The sequence below is a fragment of the Paraburkholderia atlantica genome (assembly GCF_009362785.1).
Lineage (GTDB): Bacteria > Pseudomonadota > Gammaproteobacteria > Burkholderiales > Burkholderiaceae > Paraburkholderia > Paraburkholderia atlantica.
In genome coordinates this window covers 124,444-141,610 of sequence record NZ_WHNQ01000007.1, presented here as the reverse complement: position 1 = coordinate 141,610, position 17,167 = coordinate 124,444, and the positions used below count along the sequence as shown (strand labels likewise).

Genomic DNA, 17,167 nt, shown 5'->3' with positions numbered 1-17,167 from the left:
CCAATTAGCGCGCGGCGCCGTTTTTCGTATTTCCCGAACGTTCTGCCTCCCTCGACATGACCGCACCTCAACGCCCCCGCGTGCCGCGTCGCGCGCTCGACGGCGTGCTGCTGCTCGACAAGCCGCTCGGCCTGTCGAGCAACGACGCGCTGGTTCGCGCGAAACGTCTCTATCTGGCGAAAAAGGCGGGCCACACCGGCACGCTCGATCCGCTCGCCACCGGCTTGCTGCCGCTGTGTTTCGGCGAGGCCACCAAGTTCTCGCAAGACCTGCTCGAAGCCGATAAGACCTACGAGGCCACGATGCGTCTCGGCATCCGCACGACCACCGGCGACGCCGAGGGCGAGGCGCTCGACATCCGCGCCGTCGACTGCGACGAAGTGGCGGTGCGGGCGGCGTTGCCCAGATTCATCGGCGAAATCGTTCAGGTCCCGCCGATGTACTCGGCGCTCAAGCGCGACGGCAAGCCGCTGTACGAGTACGCGCGCGCCGGCCAGACGGTCGAGCGGGAAGGGCGGCAGGTGACGATTCACTCGCTCGAACTGATTGCGTGCGCGCTGCCGGATGTGACGTTTCGCGTGACGTGCAGCAAGGGCACGTACGTGCGCACGCTTGCCGAGGATATCGGCGAGGCGCTCGGCTGCGGCGCGCATCTGGTCGCGCTGCGCCGCACGGGCGTCGGCGCGCTGACCCTCGAACATTCGGTCACGCTCGACGCGTTGTCCGACGCGACCGAGCTCGAACGCGACGCATGGCTGCAGCCGGTCGACGCGTTGCTGTCGACGTTCCCGCAGGTGTGTCTGAGCGACGACGACACGCGCCGCTTCCTGCACGGCCAGCGTCTGAAGCTGTCGTCCTTGACTATCGCCGCCGACGCGGTAAATGCCCCGCGCGTGAGGGTGTACTCGGCACAGGGGCGCCTTCTCGGGGTCGCGAAACCCGGCGAAGGCGTGCTCGCACCCGAACGTCTGGTCGTGACGACGGAGACCTAGAGTTCGCCGTATTGCCAGCCCGGCACAGACAATAAAAAAGCGGGATCGCCATCGAGCGATCCCGCTTTTTTCATACTCCTAGGGTGGAGCGGTGTCGAACTAAAGCAACACCACAAACACCCCACTCAATGCGCCGCGGCGGCCGCCGCTCCCGAGTCACCGCCCGCCCGTTCCGGTCGGGTGATCCAGATCAGCGCGATCAGTGCGACGAAAATGCCGGCTGAAATGAAGAACAGATCGTTCACGCCGAGCTGCGCGGCCTGCTGCGTGACCATGGTGTTGAAGAGACCATAGGTTTGCTGCTGATCCAGGCCCGCTGCGCCCATCTGATGGATCGACTGACCAAACGCCGGATTGTAAGCGTTCGCCTGTTCAGTCAGTTGCGCATGATGCATGATCGTGCGGTGATCCCACGCGGTCTGAAAAATCGACGTGCCGATACCACCGCACATGATCCGCACGAAATTCGACAGCCCCGACGCCGCTGGAATCCGATGGCCCGGCAAGCCCGACAGCGTGATCGACACGAGCGGAATGAAGAAGCCGGCCATGCCGATGCCCTGAATCAGCGTGGGCAGCATCAGCGAGTACGTATCGACGCCGGTCGTATAGCGCGAGCGCATCCAGAAGCAGAGCGCGAAAATCAGGAACGACAGCGTCGCGATATAGCGCGGATCGGTGCGCGGCAGCACCTTGCCGGTGATCGGCGACAACAGGATAGCGAACACACCGACCGGCGCCATCACGAGTCCCGCTTCGGTCGCGGTGTAGCCGATATCGGTCTGCAGCCACAGCGGCAGCAGCACGAGATTGCCGAAGTAGAGCCCATAGCCGATCGACAGCGCGATCGTGCCGCCGGTGAAATTCCGCCGGCTGAACAGCGACAGGTCGACCACCGGATGCTCGGCCGTCAGCTCCCACACGATGAAAAACGCGAGCGCGATCACCGCGACGAGCGCGAGCACGACGATCGTCGTCGACGAGAACCAGTCGAGGTCCTTGCCCTTGTCGAGCATGACCTGAAGCGAGCCGACCCAGACGATCAGAAGACCGAGGCCGACGCCGTCGATTGGCGCCTTCTTGATCACCGAGTCGCGGTTACGGAAGATCATCCACGTCGCGGCAGCCGCGACCGCGCCGACCGGAATGTTGACGTAGAAAATCCACGGCCACGAGATGTTGTCGGAAATCCAGCCGCCGAGAATCGGACCGGCAACCGGTGCGATCAGCGTGGTCATCGCCCACATCGATAACGCCATTGGCGCCTTCGCGCGCGGATAGCTCGCGAGCAGCAGCGTCTGCGACAGCGGGATCATCGGGCCGGCCACCGCGCCTTGCAGCACGCGCGACGCGAGCAGGAACGGCAGGTTCGGCGACAGCCCGCACATCCATGACGACAGCACGAATAGCACGATCGACGCCATGAACAGCCGCACCTGGCCGATGCGGTCGGTGAGCCAGCCGGTCAGCGGCACCGAGATCGCGTTGGCCACCGCGAACGACGTGATCACCCACGTGCCCTGGTCGGACGACACGCCGAGGTCGCCGGAAATCGACGGGATCGACACGTTGGCGATCGACGTATCCAGGACGTTCATGAACACGGCGAGCGACACCGCGATCGTGCCGATCACCAGTTGCGCGCCCTCGAGCGGCGGGTGAGGGACTTGCGCCTGAGCCTGAGCCATTAAAAGAGCCTTCTAGGAATCGTCGGGCGGAGCCTTAGCTCTTATGGGCCACCGGTTTGGTGGCGGCCGCGGCGCTCGCCGCAGTCGACTTCTGCGCGCCGCCGTTCGCGTTCTGACCGGCGTTTTCCGCGATGATGCGGGCGATTTCGGCATCGGCTTCCGCGCCGTACTTGTCGAACACGTTGGTCTGGTAAGACGTGGACGGCGCCTGACCGAGCTGGCCGCCGGTGTCATCCTTGATGTTCACGTCAGCCTGCATCGACAGACCGATACGCAGCGGATGCTTCTCGAGTTCCTGCGGATCTAGCGAAATACGCACCGGCAGACGCTGCACGACCTTGATCCAGTTGCCGGTCGCGTTCTGCGCGGGCAGCAGCGAGAACGCGGAGCCCGTGCCGGCCGAGAAGCCGATGACCTTGCCGTGATACGGCACCGAAGAGCCGTAGACGTCGGCCGTCAGCTCGACCGGCTGGCCGATGCGCATGTGCTTCAGTTGCACTTCCTTGAAGTTCGCGTCGACCCACACGTCATGCAGCGGCACGATCGCCATCAGCGGCGTGCCCGGCGAGACGCGCTGGCCGACCTGCACCGAGCGTTTCGCGACATAGCCGGTGACCGGCGCGGGCAGCGTATTGCGAGCGTGGTTCAGGTAAGCGTCGCGCAGCTTCGCGGCGGCGGCCTGCACGTTCGGGTGGTTGGCGATCGTGGTGTTCGCGGTCAGCGCGCGGTTTGCCGCGAGTTGCTGTTTGGCGGCGTCGAGCGCAGCCTGTGCGCTCTTGACGGCGTCGCGTGCGTGCGAGATTTCTTCCTGCGATACCGCGCCGGTCTGCGCGACCGTCATCCGGCGCTTCAGGTCGTCCTGGGCTCGCGACAGGTCGGCCTGGCTCGCCGCGACCCGCGCTTCGTACTGGCTGTCGTCGGCGAACAGGCCGCGCACCTGACGCACCACCTGCGCAAGGTTGGCCTCCGCCTGTTCGAGCGCGACGCGCGCGTCGGCCGGGTCGAGCACGACGAGCGGGTCGCCGGCCTTGACCACCTGCGTGTCGTCCGCGTTGACCGCGATCACGGTGCCCGTGACCTGCGGCGTGATCTGCACGACGTTGCCGCTCACGTAGGCGTCGTCGGTGTCTTCATGGAAGCGTGCGTCGAGGAAGTAGTACAGGCCGTACGCGACCGCGGCAATCAGGATCACGATGACGAGCAGCGTCATCATGCGCTTGCGTTTGCCGTTGTTCGCCGCTTGCGGTGGAGTGGCGGGCTGCTGGGGGGTGCTCATTGATGTGCTCCGGGTTCTTTTGAACGTCGTCGTTTATTCGGGTGTTCGCGTGTATGCGTGTGTTGGCGCGGACGGGCTCGCTCAGTTCGCGGCGGTGCTCGTGGCGTGGTTCGCGGCGTTGGCCGATGCCGGAGCATCGGTCGGCACGACGAGACCGGTCTGGGTCGCGTCGAAGCCGCCGCCCAGTGCCTTGATCAGGCCGATCTGCAGACTGCGGCGGCGCATCTGCAGACCGGTGACCGTCTGCTCGGCGGCGAGCCGGTTGTCGTCGGCGGTCAGCACCTGCAGTTGCGGCGACAGCCCGGCCTTATAGCGGATCACGGCCAGCTGGTACGCCTTGCTCGACGCCTCGAGCGCGCGCTGGGCGTCGCCTTCCTGGCGGTCGATCGAGCGAATCGACGACACCTGCGTGGACACGTCCTGCAGAGCGTTGATCAGCGTCTGGTTGTAGTTCGCGACGTCGCCCTCGAAGTCGGCGTAGCGGCCCTTCAGCTGCGCACGCAACGCGCCGGCGTCGAAGAGCGGCAGATGGATCGCCGGGCCGAACTGGATCTGACGGCTCGACGAGGTCAGGAAACGGCCCCAGCCGAACGCGTCGAAGCCGAAGCCGGCCGCGAGATTCACGTCCGGATAGAACTCGGCTTTCGCTTCTTTCACGTCGTGCATCGCGGCTTCGACCTGCCAGCGCGCGGCGACGATGTCCGCGCGACGCGCCACGAGGTCGGCCGGGATGTTGTCCGGCAGCGCGACCACGTTGCCACCGGTGAGCACCGGCTTGTCGATCTGCAGGCCACGATCCGGGCCTTTGCCGAGCAGCGCGCCCAACTGGTAGCGCACGACGGTGATCTGGCCGTCGAGGTCGGTCAGGTTCGACTGGCTCGTCGCGATGTTGCCGGCGGCGGTCTGCTTCTCGACGTTGGTGTCGAGACCGGCCTTCACGCGGTTATCCGTGATACGGCCGACGTCCTGGCGGTTCGCGATTTCACGCGCGGCGATGTCGCGGAACGCATACAGCTGCGCGAGCTGGTTGTAGGTGCTCGCGACCGACGCGGCGAGCGTCACGCGCGCCTGCTGCATGTCAGCCTCGGCGGCTTTTTGCTGCGATACGGCCTGGCCGAGCCGCTGACGATTCTTGCCCCACAGGTCGAGATCCCACGACGCGCTCGCGAGCACGTTGTTCTCGCTAAACCAGGTGCCGCCGAACGGAGGCGGGAAGAGGGCGTTTGCCGAGTACAGCTCGCGAGTCCACGAATAGTTGAGTTCGGCCTTCGGGAACAGCGCCGAGCGCGAGCTTTCGATATACGACGAAGCCTTCGCGAGCCGCGCCTGTGCCTGGGCGATTGACGGGCTGCCCTCGAGCGCTTCCGCGATCAGCTTCGGCAGTTGCGGGTCCCCGAACTGATTGGCCCAGTCGAGCGATGGCCACTGGCCGCCTTCGTTGGGCAGACTCTGCGTCGACTCGTACTGCGTCGGCGAGGCGATCTGCTTGTCGCTCTTGACGCCGAAGTAGTTCGCGCACCCCGTGAGGGCGAGCGCCGTCGCCGCGGCGGCGACAGCGGCCCGGCTCGACAGTGCGGGCGCGGACAGGGAAAGGGATTTCATCGCTCGACTCTTCTTTGAGTGGAATGTATTGATGGACGCAGCAAGCAAGCTATTACGATTTGTTATCGGGATGGCTTGCGGCATCGCGGGAAAGTCCCGTGTGTTCGCCGGAATTGGCGAGCACGCGGCGCAGCATGCTCTTCAGGAAGCCCACTTCCTCCGGGGTGAACCCGTTCAGCAGGGTATCGAGCACGCCGTTGAAAATGGCCGGCATGCGGGCCGCGATCGCATTGCCTTCCGGCGTCAACGCGAGGCGCACTACGCGCCGGTCTTCGTTGCTGCGCACCCGAGTGAGCAAGCCGCGCTTTTCGAGCCGGTCGATCAGGCGCGTGACGGCGCTTGCGTCGATACCATATTCACGCGCCAACTCGGCCGCGAGCAGGCATTTGCCGCTCGCCACCATGAACAGGATGCTGCCTTGCTGGCTGGTGATGCCGAGTTCGGCCATGCTGCGCTGCGTAACCAGATTGTGCAGTGTCGATTTCACCCGCGAGATGAGATAACCGACACTTTCGCCGAGTTGATACTCGCTGAGGTCCGGCGTGGGTTCGTTGGACGGCTCCGTCATGATTCTCGTGCGATTGCAATGGTTGACTAGGCATTAGTATAGCTGGCTGTTGATTGACACGACAAGCGTTAATACAGCTTAGGCAAGGATTATTTCGCGCTCAAGCAGGAAGCCGTACGGATTGACGTAGGGGCGCGGGCGACGCGGATTCACAAGGTCATCAGAAGCACGGAGAGCGCACGGTCTATCGGGGAATACCAGAAAGGATCATCCGCGCGTGCTATAATTTTGGGTTCCCAAAAGTGCGCTTTGGGCTTGTTGTCGTGGTTTGGCTCCTCAACCAGCAGCATAAGCAAGCGGCGCACTCAACCGTCTTCAGGTTTCCTATGACCCGCGCCCTACGCAACATTGCCATCATTGCTCACGTCGACCACGGCAAGACTACGCTCGTCGACCAGCTCCTCCGTCAGACCGCCACGTTCCGCGAGAACCAGCAGATCGCCGAGCGCGTGATGGACTCGAACGACATCGAAAAAGAGCGCGGCATCACGATCCTGTCGAAGAACTGCGCGGTGGAGTACGAAGGTACCCACATCAATATCGTCGACACGCCGGGGCACGCCGACTTCGGCGGCGAAGTGGAGCGTGTGCTGTCGATGGTCGACTCGGTGCTGCTGCTCGTCGACGCGGTGGAAGGCCCGATGCCGCAAACCCGCTTCGTCACGAAGAAGGCGCTCGCGCTCGGCCTGAAGCCGATCGTCGTGATCAACAAGGTCGACCGACCGGGCGCGCGAGTCGACTGGGTGATCAACCAGACCTTCGACCTGTTCGACAAGCTCGGCGCGAGCGAAGAGCAGCTCGACTTCCCGATCGTTTACGCGTCGGGCCTGAACGGCTATGCGGGTCTCACGCCCGACGTGCGCGATGGCGACATGCGTCCGCTGTTCGAGGCAATCCTGCAGCACGTGCCGGTGCGCCCGGCCGATCCGGAAGGTCCGCTGCAACTGCAGATCACGTCGCTCGACTACTCGTCGTACGTCGGCCGTATCGGCATTGGCCGTATCACGCGCGGCCGCATCAAGCCGGGCATGGCCGTCGCGGTGCGCCAGGGCCCGGAAGGCGAAATCCTCAATCGCAAGATCAACCAGGTGTTGTCGTTCAAGGGCCTCGATCGCGTGCAGGTCGACTCGGCTGAAGCGGGCGACATCGTGCTGATCAACGGTATCGAGGAAGTCGGCATCGGCGTGACGATCTGCTCGCCGGAACAGCCGGAAGCGCTGCCGATGATCACCGTCGACGAACCCACGTTGACGATGAACTTCCTCGTCAACTCGTCGCCGCTCGCGGGCCGCGAAGGCAAGTTCGTCACGAGCCGTCAGATTCGCGACCGCCTGATGAAGGAACTGAATCACAACGTTGCGCTGCGCGTGCGCGACACCGGCGACGAAACCACGTTCGAAGTGGCGGGCCGCGGCGAGTTGCACCTGACCATTCTGGTCGAAAACATGCGTCGTGAAGGCTACGAGCTGGCCGTGTCGCGTCCGCGCGTCGTGATGCAGGAAATCAACGGCGAGAAGCACGAGCCGTACGAAAACCTGACCGTCGACATGGAAGACACGCACCAGGGCGGCGTGATGGAAGAACTTGGCCGCCGCAAGGGCGAAATGCTCGATATGGCGTCGGACGGCCGTGGCCGCACGCGTCTCGAGTACCGGATTTCGGCGCGTGGCCTGATCGGCTTCCAGTCGGAATTCCTCACGCTGACGCGCGGCACGGGTCTGATGAGCCACACGTTCGATTCGTACCAGCCGGTCAAGGATGGCGCGGTCGGCGAGCGTCGCAACGGCGTGCTGATCTCGCAGGACGACGGCGCGGCAGTCGCGTACGCATTGTGGAAACTGCAGGATCGTGGCCGCATGTTCGTGTCGCCGGGCGAGGCGCTGTATGAAGGCATGATCATCGGCATTCACAGCCGCGACAACGACCTCGTCGTGAACCCGATCAAGGGCAAGCAGCTCACCAACGTGCGCGCGTCGGGCACCGATGAAGCCGTGCGTCTCGTGCCGCCGGTTCAGCTGTCGCTCGAATACGCGGTCGAGTTCATCGACGACGACGAACTGGTCGAAGTCACGCCGAAGTCGATCCGTCTGCGCAAGCGCTACCTGAAGGAACACGAGCGCCGCAGCGCGAGCCGCAACAAGGTTGCCGGCGAATAAGCGGGATTCGAATCCGTCTGGATTAGCAGGGAACGGAAGCCACCTTCGGGTGGCTTCTTCGTTTCTGGGGCATCAAAACATGTGGCGCCGCACCATGCCTGCCCTTTGTCGAGCAGTGCACATGTAGACACCTATTGCGCTGTTCGTTTTCATTTTTCACAGAAGACTGTTGCGCGCTGTGAAAAAGCCCCGCACCACCCGCGAAACGCCCGCCGTCACAGGCTTTGCGCGTGTGCTGTCCGCTATCTGGGGTATTCGTTCTGTGCTATGCTCCCGGGTGCAAAGTTTTAGGTCCTTCCAAGCAAGACTTGATTCGCGCAATCCGCTAAACGGTCAGGCCGTGTCGCGGAAGGTTCTGTAACCCGCTATTTCTCGAGAAGCTCGAAGAAAGGTGAGCGTAAAAATGATGAAGCAATTCCAGTCGAACTCTTATCTGTTCGGCGGCAATGCTCCGTACGTTGAAGAAATGTACGAAGCGTATCTCGATAATCCGGCGTCAGTGCCCGAGACCTGGCGCAGCTATTTCGATGCATTGCAGAACGTGCCCGCATCGGATGGCAGCAACGCCAACGACGTGGCTCACGGCCCGATCGTCGAATCGTTTGCACAGCGCGCCAAGGCCAATGCCTTCCTGCCGCGCGCAACCGCCGGCGGCGAAGATCTCGCAACTGCCCGCAAACAGGTTTACGTCCAGTCCCTCATCGGCGCATATCGCTTCCTCGGCTCGCAATGGGCCAATCTCGATCCTCTGAAGCGCCGCGAACGTCCCGCGATCCCCGAACTTGAACCCGCGTTCTACGACTTCACTGAAGCCGATATGGACCAGGAGTTCAGCGCAACGAATCTGTACTTCGGGTTCGAGCGCGCGACGCTGCGCGAGATCGTCAAAGCCCTGCGCGACACGTACTGCGGCACGATCGGCGCCGAGTACATGTACATCAGCGATCCGGAACAGAAGCGCTGGTGGAAGGAGCGCCTCGAATCGATCCGTTCGACGCCGAGCTTCAGCAACGACAAGAAGAAGCACATCCTGAACCGCCTGACGGCCGCCGAAGGCCTCGAGCGTTTCCTGCACACCAAGTACGTTGGCCAGAAGCGCTTCTCGCTCGAAGGCGGCGAGAGCTTCATCGCGGCGATGGACGAAGTCGTGCGTCACGGCGGTCTGCGCGGCGTTCAGGAAATCGTCATCGCGATGGCGCACCGCGGCCGTCTGAACGTGCTGGTCAACACGCTCGGCAAGATGCCGGCTGACCTGTTCGCCGAATTCGAAGGCAAGCACGTCGACGATCTGCCGGCTGGCGACGTGAAGTACCACAAGGGCTTCTCGTCGGACGTCGCGACGGAAGGCGGCCCGGTTCACCTGTCACTCGCGTTCAACCCGTCGCACCTCGAAATCGTCAACCCGGTGGTCGAGGGCTCGGCGAAGGCGCGTATGGACCGCCGCGGCGACGAGAACGGCATCCAGGTGCTGCCGGTGCAGATCCACGGCGACGCGGCCTTCGCAGGCCAGGGCGTCGTGATGGAAACGCTGAACCTCGCGCAAACGCGCGGTTACGGCACGCACGGCACGCTGCACATCGTCATCAACAACCAGATCGGCTTCACGACGTCGGACCCGCGCGATTCGCGCTCCACGTTGTACTGCTCGGACGTCGTCAAGATGATCGAAGCACCGGTGCTGCACGTGAACGGTGACGATCCCGAAGCGGTCGTGCTGGCCATCCAGATGGCAATCGACTTCCGCATGCAGTTCCACAAGGACGTCGTCGTCGACATCGTCTGCTTCCGCAAGCTCGGCCACAACGAGCAGGACACCCCGGCGGTCACGCAGCCGCTGATGTACAAGACGATTTCCAAGCACCCGGGCACGCGCGCGCTGTACGCTGAAAAGCTCGTGCAGCAGGGCGTGATCAAGGCCGACGAAGGCGATGAATTCGTCAAGGCCTACCGTAAGGCAATGGACGAAGGCCATCACACGGTCGACCCGGTGCTCTCGAACTACAAGAGCAAGTACGCGGTGGACTGGGTGCCGTTCCTGAACCGCAAGTGGACCGACGCGGCCGACACGGCCGTGCCGCTGGCGGAACTGAAGCGCCTCGCCGAGCGCATCACCACGATTCCGGAAAACTTCAAGGTTCACCCGCTCGTCGAGCGCGTGATCAACGACCGTCGCGCCATGGGCCGCGGCGAAGCGAAGCTCGACTGGGGCATGGGCGAGCACCTCGCGTTCGCATCGCTGGTCGCATCGGGCTACGCAGTTCGTCTGACCGGCCAGGATTCGGGCCGCGGCACGTTCACGCACCGTCACGCGGTGCTGCACGACCAGAACCGCGAGCGCTGGAACGACGGCACCTACGTGCCGCTGCAGAACATCGCCGAAGGTCAGGCGAAGTTCACGGTGATCGACTCGGTGCTGTCCGAAGAAGCGGTACTCGGCTTCGAATACGGTTACTCGACCGCTGAACCGAACACGTTCGTCGCGTGGGAAGCGCAGTTCGGCGACTTCGTGAACGGCGCACAGGTCGTGATCGACCAGTTCATCTCGTCGGGCGAAGTGAAGTGGGGCCGCGTGTCGGGCCTGACGATGCTGCTGCCGCACGGCTACGAAGGCCAGGGTCCGGAGCACTCGTCGGCGCGTATCGAGCGTTTCCTGCAACTGTGCGCAGACCACAACATGCAGGTCGTTCAGCCGACCACGCCGGCGCAGATCTTCCACCTGCTGCGTCGCCAGATGATCCGTCTGTTCCGCAAGCCGCTGATCGTCGCAACGCCGAAGTCGTTGCTGCGTCACAAGGAAGCCGTGTCGGATCTGTCGGAGCTCGCGAAGGGTTCGTTCCAGCCGGTCATCGGCGAAGTGGACGAAACCATCGACGCGAAGAAGGTCAAGCGCGTACTGGTCTGCTCGGGCCGCGTGTACTACGACCTGGTTGCGCATCGCCGCGAAGCGAAGGTGAACGACGTCGCGATCGTCCGTATCGAGCAGCTGTATCCGTTCGCGCACAAGCAGTTCGAAGCGGAAATGAAGAAGTACGACAACGCTACCGAAGTGGTGTGGGTGCAGGACGAGCCGCAGAATCAGGGCCCGTGGTTCTACATTGAGCACCATCTGAAGGAAGGCATGAAGGAAGGGCAGAAGCTGGCGTACAGCGGCCGTCCGGCTTCGGCTTCGCCTGCGGTGGGCTACTACGCGAAGCACTACGAGCAGCAGAAGGCGCTGGTCGAAGGCGCTTTCGGCCGCCTCAAGAGCGCGTCGATCGCCAAGTAAAGAAACAGACGAGCCCGGGAAAACGCAGTGCGTTTTCCCGCGCCGCGCCGAACGATCCCATGAGATTCAGGCGCGGCGCTCGTGGTTCGCAGGCGGTCGCGATGAAGCGCCGTCACCCGATACGTATTCAGGATACTCATAATGGCTATTGTTGAAGTCAAGGTTCCCCAGCTCTCCGAGTCGGTCTCGGAAGCGACCATGCTGCAGTGGAAGAAGAAGCCCGGCGAGGCTGTCGCTCAGGACGAAATCCTCATCGAAATCGAGACCGACAAGGTCGTGCTCGAAGTGCCGGCTCCGGCAGCAGGCGTGCTCGCGCAAGTCATCTCGAACGACGGCGACACGGTCACGGCGGATCAGGTGATCGCGAAGATCGACACCGAAGGCACCGCAGGCGCCGCCGCTGTCGAAGCGGAAGTGAAGCCGGCTCCGGTTGCCGCAGCGGCTCCCGCGCCGGCAGTTCAGGCTGCTGCCGCAACGGGCTCGAACACCGCAGCTTCGCCGGCTGCCGGCAAGCTGATGGCCGAGAAGGGTCTGGCTGCTGGCGACGTCGCCGGCACGGGCCGCGACGGCCGCATCACCAAGGGTGACGTGCTCACCGCTGGCGCACCGGCTGCCAAGGCGGCTCCGGCTCCGGCTCCGGCTGCCGCACCGAAGGCTGCGAAGCCGTCGCTGCCGGACGTCAAGGCTCCGGCATCGGCCGACCAGTGGCTGAAGGACCGTCCGGAACAGCGCGTGCCGATGTCGCGTCTGCGTGCGCGTATCGCCGAGCGTCTGCTCGAGTCGCAGCAAACCAACGCCATCCTCACGACGTTCAACGAAGTGAACATGGCGCCGGTCATGGAACTGCGCAACAAGTACAAGGACAAGTTCGAGAAGGAACACGGCGTGAAGCTCGGCTTCATGTCGTTCTTCGTGAAGGCGGCTGTTCATGCGCTGAAGAAGTTCCCGCTCGTGAACGCGTCGATCGACGGTAACGACATCGTCTATCACGGCTACTTCGACATCGGTATCGCGGTCGGTTCGCCGCGCGGTCTGGTGGTGCCGATCCTGCGCAATGCAGATCAGCTGAGCCTCGCCGACATCGAGAAGAAGATTGCCGAATTCGGCCAGAAGGCGAAGGACGGCAAGCTGTCGATCGAAGAAATGACCGGCGGTACGTTCTCGATCTCGAACGGCGGCGTGTTCGGCTCGATGCTGTCGACCCCGATCATCAACCCGCCGCAGTCCGCGATTCTCGGCGTGCACGCCACGAAGGAACGCGCTGTGGTCGAAAACGGCCAGATCGTGATCCGCCCGATGAACTACCTCGCGCTGTCGTACGACCACCGCATCATCGATGGCCGCGAAGCCGTGCTGTCGCTGGTCGCCATGAAGGACGCACTGGAAGATCCGGCACGTCTGCTGCTCGACCTGTAAGCGCCCGCTCGTAGCGCGCCGGCTTGTGAAAACGCAAGCCGGCGCCATCTAGTCAGCACTATCTAGCATTTCGCAGTACAGGAACGGCGCGCGTCACGTCAGGTGACCCGGCGCCGTTCCGCCATCAAAGGGATTGTCATGTCCAAAGAATTTGACGTCGTCGTGATCGGCGCAGGCCCTGGCGGTTATATCGCCGCCATCCGCGCAGCGCAGCTCGGCAAGACCGTCGCATGTATCGAAAAGTGGAAGAACCCGGCCGGCGCGCTGAAGCTCGGCGGCACCTGCCTGAACGTCGGCTGCATTCCGTCGAAGGCGCTGCTCGCGTCGTCGGAAGAGTTTGAAAACGCGTCGCATCACCTCGCCGACCACGGCATCTCGGTGGATAACGTCTCGGTCGATATCTCGAAGATGATGGCCCGCAAGGATGGCATCGTCGAGAAGATGACCAAGGGCATCGAATTCCTGTTCCGCAAGAACAAGATCACGTGGCTCAAGGGCCACGGCAAGTTCACCGGCAAGACCGATGCCGGCGTGCAGATCGAAGTGAGCGGCGAGGGCGAAACCGAAGTCGTCACCGCGAAGAACGTGATCATCGCGACGGGTTCGAAGGCGCGTCATCTGCCGGGCATCCCGGTCGACAACAAGCTGATCGCCGACAACGAAGGCGCACTGTCGTTCGACACGGCACCGAAGAAGCTCGCCGTGATCGGCGCAGGCGTGATCGGTCTGGAGCTTGGCTCGGTGTGGCGCCGTCTCGGCGCGGACGTGACCGTGCTCGAAGCGCTGCCGGAATTCCTCGGCGCGGCTGACCAGGCGCTGTCGAAGGAAGCGGCCAAGCAGTTCAAGAAGCAGGGTCTCGACATCCACGTCGGCGTGAAGGTCGGCGAAGTGAAGACGAGCGCGAACGGCGTGACGATCGCCTACACGGACAAGGACGGCAACGCGCAGACGCTCGAAGCCGACCGCCTGATCGTGTCGGTCGGCCGCGTGCCGAACACCGACAACCTCGGCCTCGAATCGATCGGCCTGAAGGCCAACGAGCGCGGCTTCATCGACGTCGACGACCACTGCGCGACGGCCGTGCCGAACGTTTACGCGATCGGCGACGTGGTGCGTGGCCCGATGCTCGCGCACAAGGCTGAAGACGAAGGCGTGATGGTCGCGGAAGTGATCGACGGCCAGAAGCCGCACATCGACTACAACTGCGTTCCGTGGGTGATCTACACCGAGCCGGAAATTGCTTGGGTCGGCAAGACCGAGCAGCAGCTGAAGGCCGAAGGCCGCGAGATCAAGACCGGTCAGTTCCCGTTCATGGCGAACGGCCGCGCGCTCGGTATCAACAAGGCGGACGGTTTCGTCAAGATGATCGCTGACGCGAAGACCGACGAACTGCTCGGCGTGCACATCATCTCGGCGAACGCATCGGACCTGATCGCGGAAGCCGTGGTCGCGATGGAGTTCAAGGCGGCGTCGGAAGACATCGGCCGAATTTGCCATCCGCACCCGTCGCTGTCGGAAGTCATGCGCGAAGCGGCACTCGCCGTCGACAAGCGCGCGCTGAACATGTAAGCGCGCACGCCTGACCGAAACGCAACCTTGGCATCACCAAAGGCGGGCGGGGTTCACTCCCTCCCGCCTTTCTTTTTGCAGCAACACGATGAACGTCACCGAATACTACGAAAAAGAACTGCAGACGCGGGGCTATCAATCCGACCCGGCGCAGCGCGCCGCGGTCGACCGCCTGCAGCGGTGCTATGAAGAGTGGGTCGCATACAAATCGCGCCGCTCGAACGCGTTCAAGAAGCTGATCATTCACCCGGATCTGCCGCGCGGCGTGTACATGTGGGGCGGCGTGGGCCGCGGCAAGAGCTTCCTGATGGACAGCTTCTACATGATCGTGCCGTTGCATCGCAAAACGCGCCTGCACTTCCACGAGTTCATGCGTGAAGTGCATCGCGAGCTCGAAGAACTCAAAGGCCAGGCCGATCCGCTCGACGAACTCGCGCGCCGCATCGCGAAGCGCTATCGGCTGATCTGCTTCGACGAATTCCACGTGTCGGATATCGCCGACGCGATGATCCTGTATCGGCTGCTCGACAAGCTGTTCGAGAACGGCGTGCAGTTCGTGATGACGTCCAACTACGCGCCCGACACGCTGTATCCGGACGGCCTGCATCGCGACCGCATGCTGCCCGCGATCGAGCTGATCAAGCAGAAGCTCGACGTGGTCAACGTCGACGCGGGGATCGACTATCGCCAGCGCACGCTCGCCCAGGTCGAGGTCTATCACACGCCACTGGACGCCGCTGCTGGCAAGGCGCTGCGCGACGCTTTCGCGCGCCTCGCCGCGGTGCCCGACGAAAGCCCGCTGCTGCATATCGAGAAGCGCGAACTGAAGGCGCTGCGCCGCGCGGACGGCGTCGTCTGGTTCGACTTCGCGACGCTGTGCGGCGGCCCGCGCTCGCAGAACGACTACCTCGAACTCGCGAGCCGCTTTCACGCGGTGATCCTGTCGGACGTGCCGCAGATGTCGGTGCGCATGGCGTCGGAAGCGCGCCGCTTTACGTGGCTCATCGACGTGTTCTATGACCACAAGGTCAAGCTGCTGATGTCGGCCGCGGTGCCGCCGGAGCAGTTGTACGTCGATGGTCCGATGGCCAACGAATTCACGCGGACGGTGTCGCGCATCGTCGAGATGCAGTCGAAGGAGTATCTCGATACACCTCGCCGGATCGTCGACACATCTCTAACCTGAGCATCGGCGTACGACAGTTTTTAGGAATCGGAGTGGTCTTATATTCCGCGCGCGGGTGACTAGCTATCTTTTGTCGTTGTTCTGACAAAGGAGGAAGCATGAACCCGTATCGCGAAATCACGGATGAAGAATGGCAGCGCGTTGCGCCACTGCTGCCCGAACTCCAGCCGCGTCCCGAAATGCGTGGCCGTCCGCTTGCCAATACCCGCTCGGTGCTCAACGGCGTGCTCTGGGTCATGTATAGCGGCGCCACCTGGTCCGCCATGCCGCGCCGCTATCCGTCATATCAGACCTGTCATCGCCGCTTCAAGTCGTGGTACCAATCGGGCGTGCTCAAGCACGTCACGGAGCAACTGTGCGGCACCGCGAGCGAGGATCTCTGCAGATTGATGGAAGCGCGTATGCGCACGCACGCGAGCGCGCCGCACAAGCGCGCCGCGACTGGCCGCGCATCCTCGGCGTTTCGTCTTCCGCCCGCCGTGTACAAACGGGTATCGGCCATGTCGGCGCCCGCGACGTCGACCGGTGACGCTTCACAGTTCAAGCGGGCGGCATGACCCTCGCAAGCAATTTGCCCCAATGAAAACGGCCGCGCGACTCTTGATCGCCGGCCGTTTTTTTCATGCCGCGCCTCCGGGTGCCGAGCGCGCCATCGTTGCAGCATGACGCGCTCATTCAGGCGTCGTGCGAGCCGCCACGCATGCGCCCCACGTCGAACCTCACTGCTGCCGAATCCAGGTCTGCGAGCGGCCGAGCAGCGCGACGCCAATATAACCTCGCACGACGAGCTTGTTGCCGCCATCTTCGAGATGCATCTTGCATTTGTAGACCTTGCCGTTTTCAGGATCGAGAATCTGGCCGTGGTCCCACGCGTCGCCATCCTTCTTCATGCTGCTAATGATGGTCATGCCGAGGATCGGTTGGTCCTTGCGCGCGTCGGTGCATGCGCTGCAGCGGCGATCCGGCTGGTCGTTCGCGGCTAGACCCTTGATCACCTTGCCGTTCAATTCTCCATTGCCGTCTTGTGTGATCTGCACGAGCGCCTTCGGCTGGCCCGTGTGATCGTCGATGGTTTGCCACGTGCCGATCGGTGTCTCCGTTTGCGCCATCGCGGTCACGGCACTGGCGAGCAGGGCGCCGGCGAGCGTGGCGTGACGGGCCGTGCGCAGTGCGAGAGCGCGCGCACGTCGAGTGAATTGGATCATTGTCTTCCTCCTTGATATGAGACAGCGCGATCGTGGTCGCGCGGAATTATGGGCATCGTGGTTCGATGTTCGGCGCCGGTCTTCGCGATGCGGGACGATGCGAGCGGCGTGCCTTTTGCATCGTCAGCGCAGAATACGCGAAAGTGCATGCGCCGTTTGATAGAGGGGCTTCTAATCAGCACGCGGCACTTCGGAGTCGTGTCAATTCAGCCGTCCACCGGCGTATCACTGACCGGTTTCGCGA

General features: G+C 63.3%; 12 protein-coding genes. 7 read left to right on the top strand and 5 right to left on the bottom strand.

All coding sequences use genetic code 11. The features are described from left to right. The first annotated feature begins 56 nt into the window (after positions 1-56). On the top strand, positions 57-992 hold the full coding sequence (gene truB, locus GCT19_RS12830; protein ID WP_026228055.1) for a tRNA pseudouridine(55) synthase TruB: 936 nt from the start codon (positions 57-59) through the stop codon (positions 990-992). A gap of 125 nt (positions 993-1,117) precedes the next feature. On the opposite strand, the gene GCT19_RS12825 is transcribed toward truB, so the two are convergent. The 4 genes from GCT19_RS12825 to GCT19_RS12810 form a co-directional block, all read right to left on the bottom strand. Beyond that, entirely contained in the window at positions 1,118-2,680 is a 1,563-nt protein-coding gene (locus GCT19_RS12825; RefSeq protein WP_018432249.1) for a DHA2 family efflux MFS transporter permease subunit, read from the bottom strand. A 34-nt stretch (positions 2,681-2,714) separates the two neighbouring features. After that, entirely contained in the window at positions 2,715-3,956 is a 1,242-nt protein-coding gene (locus tag GCT19_RS12820) for an EmrA/EmrK family multidrug efflux transporter periplasmic adaptor subunit (protein ID WP_018432248.1), read from the bottom strand. 81 nt (positions 3,957-4,037) lie between these two features. Then, complete coding sequence (locus tag GCT19_RS12815) at positions 4,038-5,558, bottom strand: efflux transporter outer membrane subunit (RefSeq protein ID WP_018432247.1); 1,521 nt, start codon at positions 5,556-5,558, stop codon at positions 4,038-4,040. A gap of 52 nt (positions 5,559-5,610) precedes the next feature. Then, positions 5,611-6,126: a MarR family winged helix-turn-helix transcriptional regulator gene (locus GCT19_RS12810; protein ID WP_018432246.1), complete on the bottom strand. Its 516-nt coding sequence runs from the start codon at positions 6,124-6,126 to the stop codon at positions 5,611-5,613. A 326-nt stretch (positions 6,127-6,452) separates the two neighbouring features. On the opposite strand from GCT19_RS12810, the gene typA reads away from it, so the two are divergent. From typA to GCT19_RS12780, 6 genes are all read left to right on the top strand, one after another. Further along, positions 6,453-8,282, top strand: a complete 1,830-nt coding sequence (gene typA, locus GCT19_RS12805; RefSeq protein WP_018432245.1) for a translational GTPase TypA — start codon at positions 6,453-6,455, stop codon at positions 8,280-8,282. A 403-nt stretch (positions 8,283-8,685) separates the two neighbouring features. After that, the gene (locus GCT19_RS12800) at positions 8,686-11,547 is read left to right on the top strand and encodes a 2-oxoglutarate dehydrogenase E1 component (protein ID WP_013089161.1); all 2,862 of its coding nucleotides are present in this window, start codon (positions 8,686-8,688) and stop codon (positions 11,545-11,547) included. A 141-nt stretch (positions 11,548-11,688) separates the two neighbouring features. After that, on the top strand, positions 11,689-12,963 hold the full coding sequence (gene odhB, locus GCT19_RS12795; RefSeq protein ID WP_152852152.1) for a 2-oxoglutarate dehydrogenase complex dihydrolipoyllysine-residue succinyltransferase: 1,275 nt from the start codon (positions 11,689-11,691) through the stop codon (positions 12,961-12,963). 138 nt (positions 12,964-13,101) lie between these two features. Further along, positions 13,102-14,532: a dihydrolipoyl dehydrogenase gene (gene lpdA, locus GCT19_RS12790; RefSeq protein ID WP_152852151.1), complete on the top strand. Its 1,431-nt coding sequence runs from the start codon at positions 13,102-13,104 to the stop codon at positions 14,530-14,532. A gap of 88 nt (positions 14,533-14,620) precedes the next feature. Next, entirely contained in the window at positions 14,621-15,718 is a 1,098-nt protein-coding gene (gene zapE, locus GCT19_RS12785; protein WP_013089164.1) for a cell division protein ZapE, read from the top strand. Between the two features lie 98 nt (positions 15,719-15,816). Beyond that, positions 15,817-16,275, top strand: coding sequence for a transposase (locus tag GCT19_RS12780; protein ID WP_152852150.1), 459 nt, complete (start codon positions 15,817-15,819; stop codon positions 16,273-16,275). Between the two features lie 162 nt (positions 16,276-16,437). Here the strand turns inward: GCT19_RS12780 and GCT19_RS12775 are convergent, their stop codons facing one another. Then, positions 16,438-16,923 (bottom strand): DUF2147 domain-containing protein, encoded by a 486-nt coding sequence (locus GCT19_RS12775; RefSeq protein ID WP_018432241.1) that lies wholly within the window; start codon positions 16,921-16,923, stop codon positions 16,438-16,440. Between the last annotated feature and the right edge of the window lie 244 nt (positions 16,924-17,167).

Excerpts from the sequence above, each read along its gene's own strand:
- truB (WP_026228055.1), top strand. The coding sequence starts at position 57 with ATGACCGCACCTCAACGCCCCCGCGTGCCGCGTCGCGCGCTCGACGGC.
- GCT19_RS12825 (WP_018432249.1), bottom strand. The coding sequence starts at position 2,680 with ATGGCTCAGGCTCAGGCGCAAGTCCCTCACCCGCCGCTCGAGGGCGCG.
- GCT19_RS12820 (WP_018432248.1), bottom strand. The coding sequence starts at position 3,956 with ATGAGCACCCCCCAGCAGCCCGCCACTCCACCGCAAGCGGCGAACAAC.
- GCT19_RS12815 (WP_018432247.1), bottom strand. The coding sequence starts at position 5,558 with ATGAAATCCCTTTCCCTGTCCGCGCCCGCACTGTCGAGCCGGGCCGCT.
- GCT19_RS12810 (WP_018432246.1), bottom strand. The coding sequence starts at position 6,126 with ATGACGGAGCCGTCCAACGAACCCACGCCGGACCTCAGCGAGTATCAA.
- typA (WP_018432245.1), top strand. The coding sequence starts at position 6,453 with ATGACCCGCGCCCTACGCAACATTGCCATCATTGCTCACGTCGACCAC.
- GCT19_RS12800 (WP_013089161.1), top strand. The coding sequence starts at position 8,686 with ATGATGAAGCAATTCCAGTCGAACTCTTATCTGTTCGGCGGCAATGCT.
- odhB (WP_152852152.1), top strand. The coding sequence starts at position 11,689 with ATGGCTATTGTTGAAGTCAAGGTTCCCCAGCTCTCCGAGTCGGTCTCG.
- lpdA (WP_152852151.1), top strand. The coding sequence starts at position 13,102 with ATGTCCAAAGAATTTGACGTCGTCGTGATCGGCGCAGGCCCTGGCGGT.
- zapE (WP_013089164.1), top strand. The coding sequence starts at position 14,621 with ATGAACGTCACCGAATACTACGAAAAAGAACTGCAGACGCGGGGCTAT.
- GCT19_RS12780 (WP_152852150.1), top strand. The coding sequence starts at position 15,817 with ATGAACCCGTATCGCGAAATCACGGATGAAGAATGGCAGCGCGTTGCG.
- GCT19_RS12775 (WP_018432241.1), bottom strand. The coding sequence starts at position 16,923 with ATGATCCAATTCACTCGACGTGCGCGCGCTCTCGCACTGCGCACGGCC.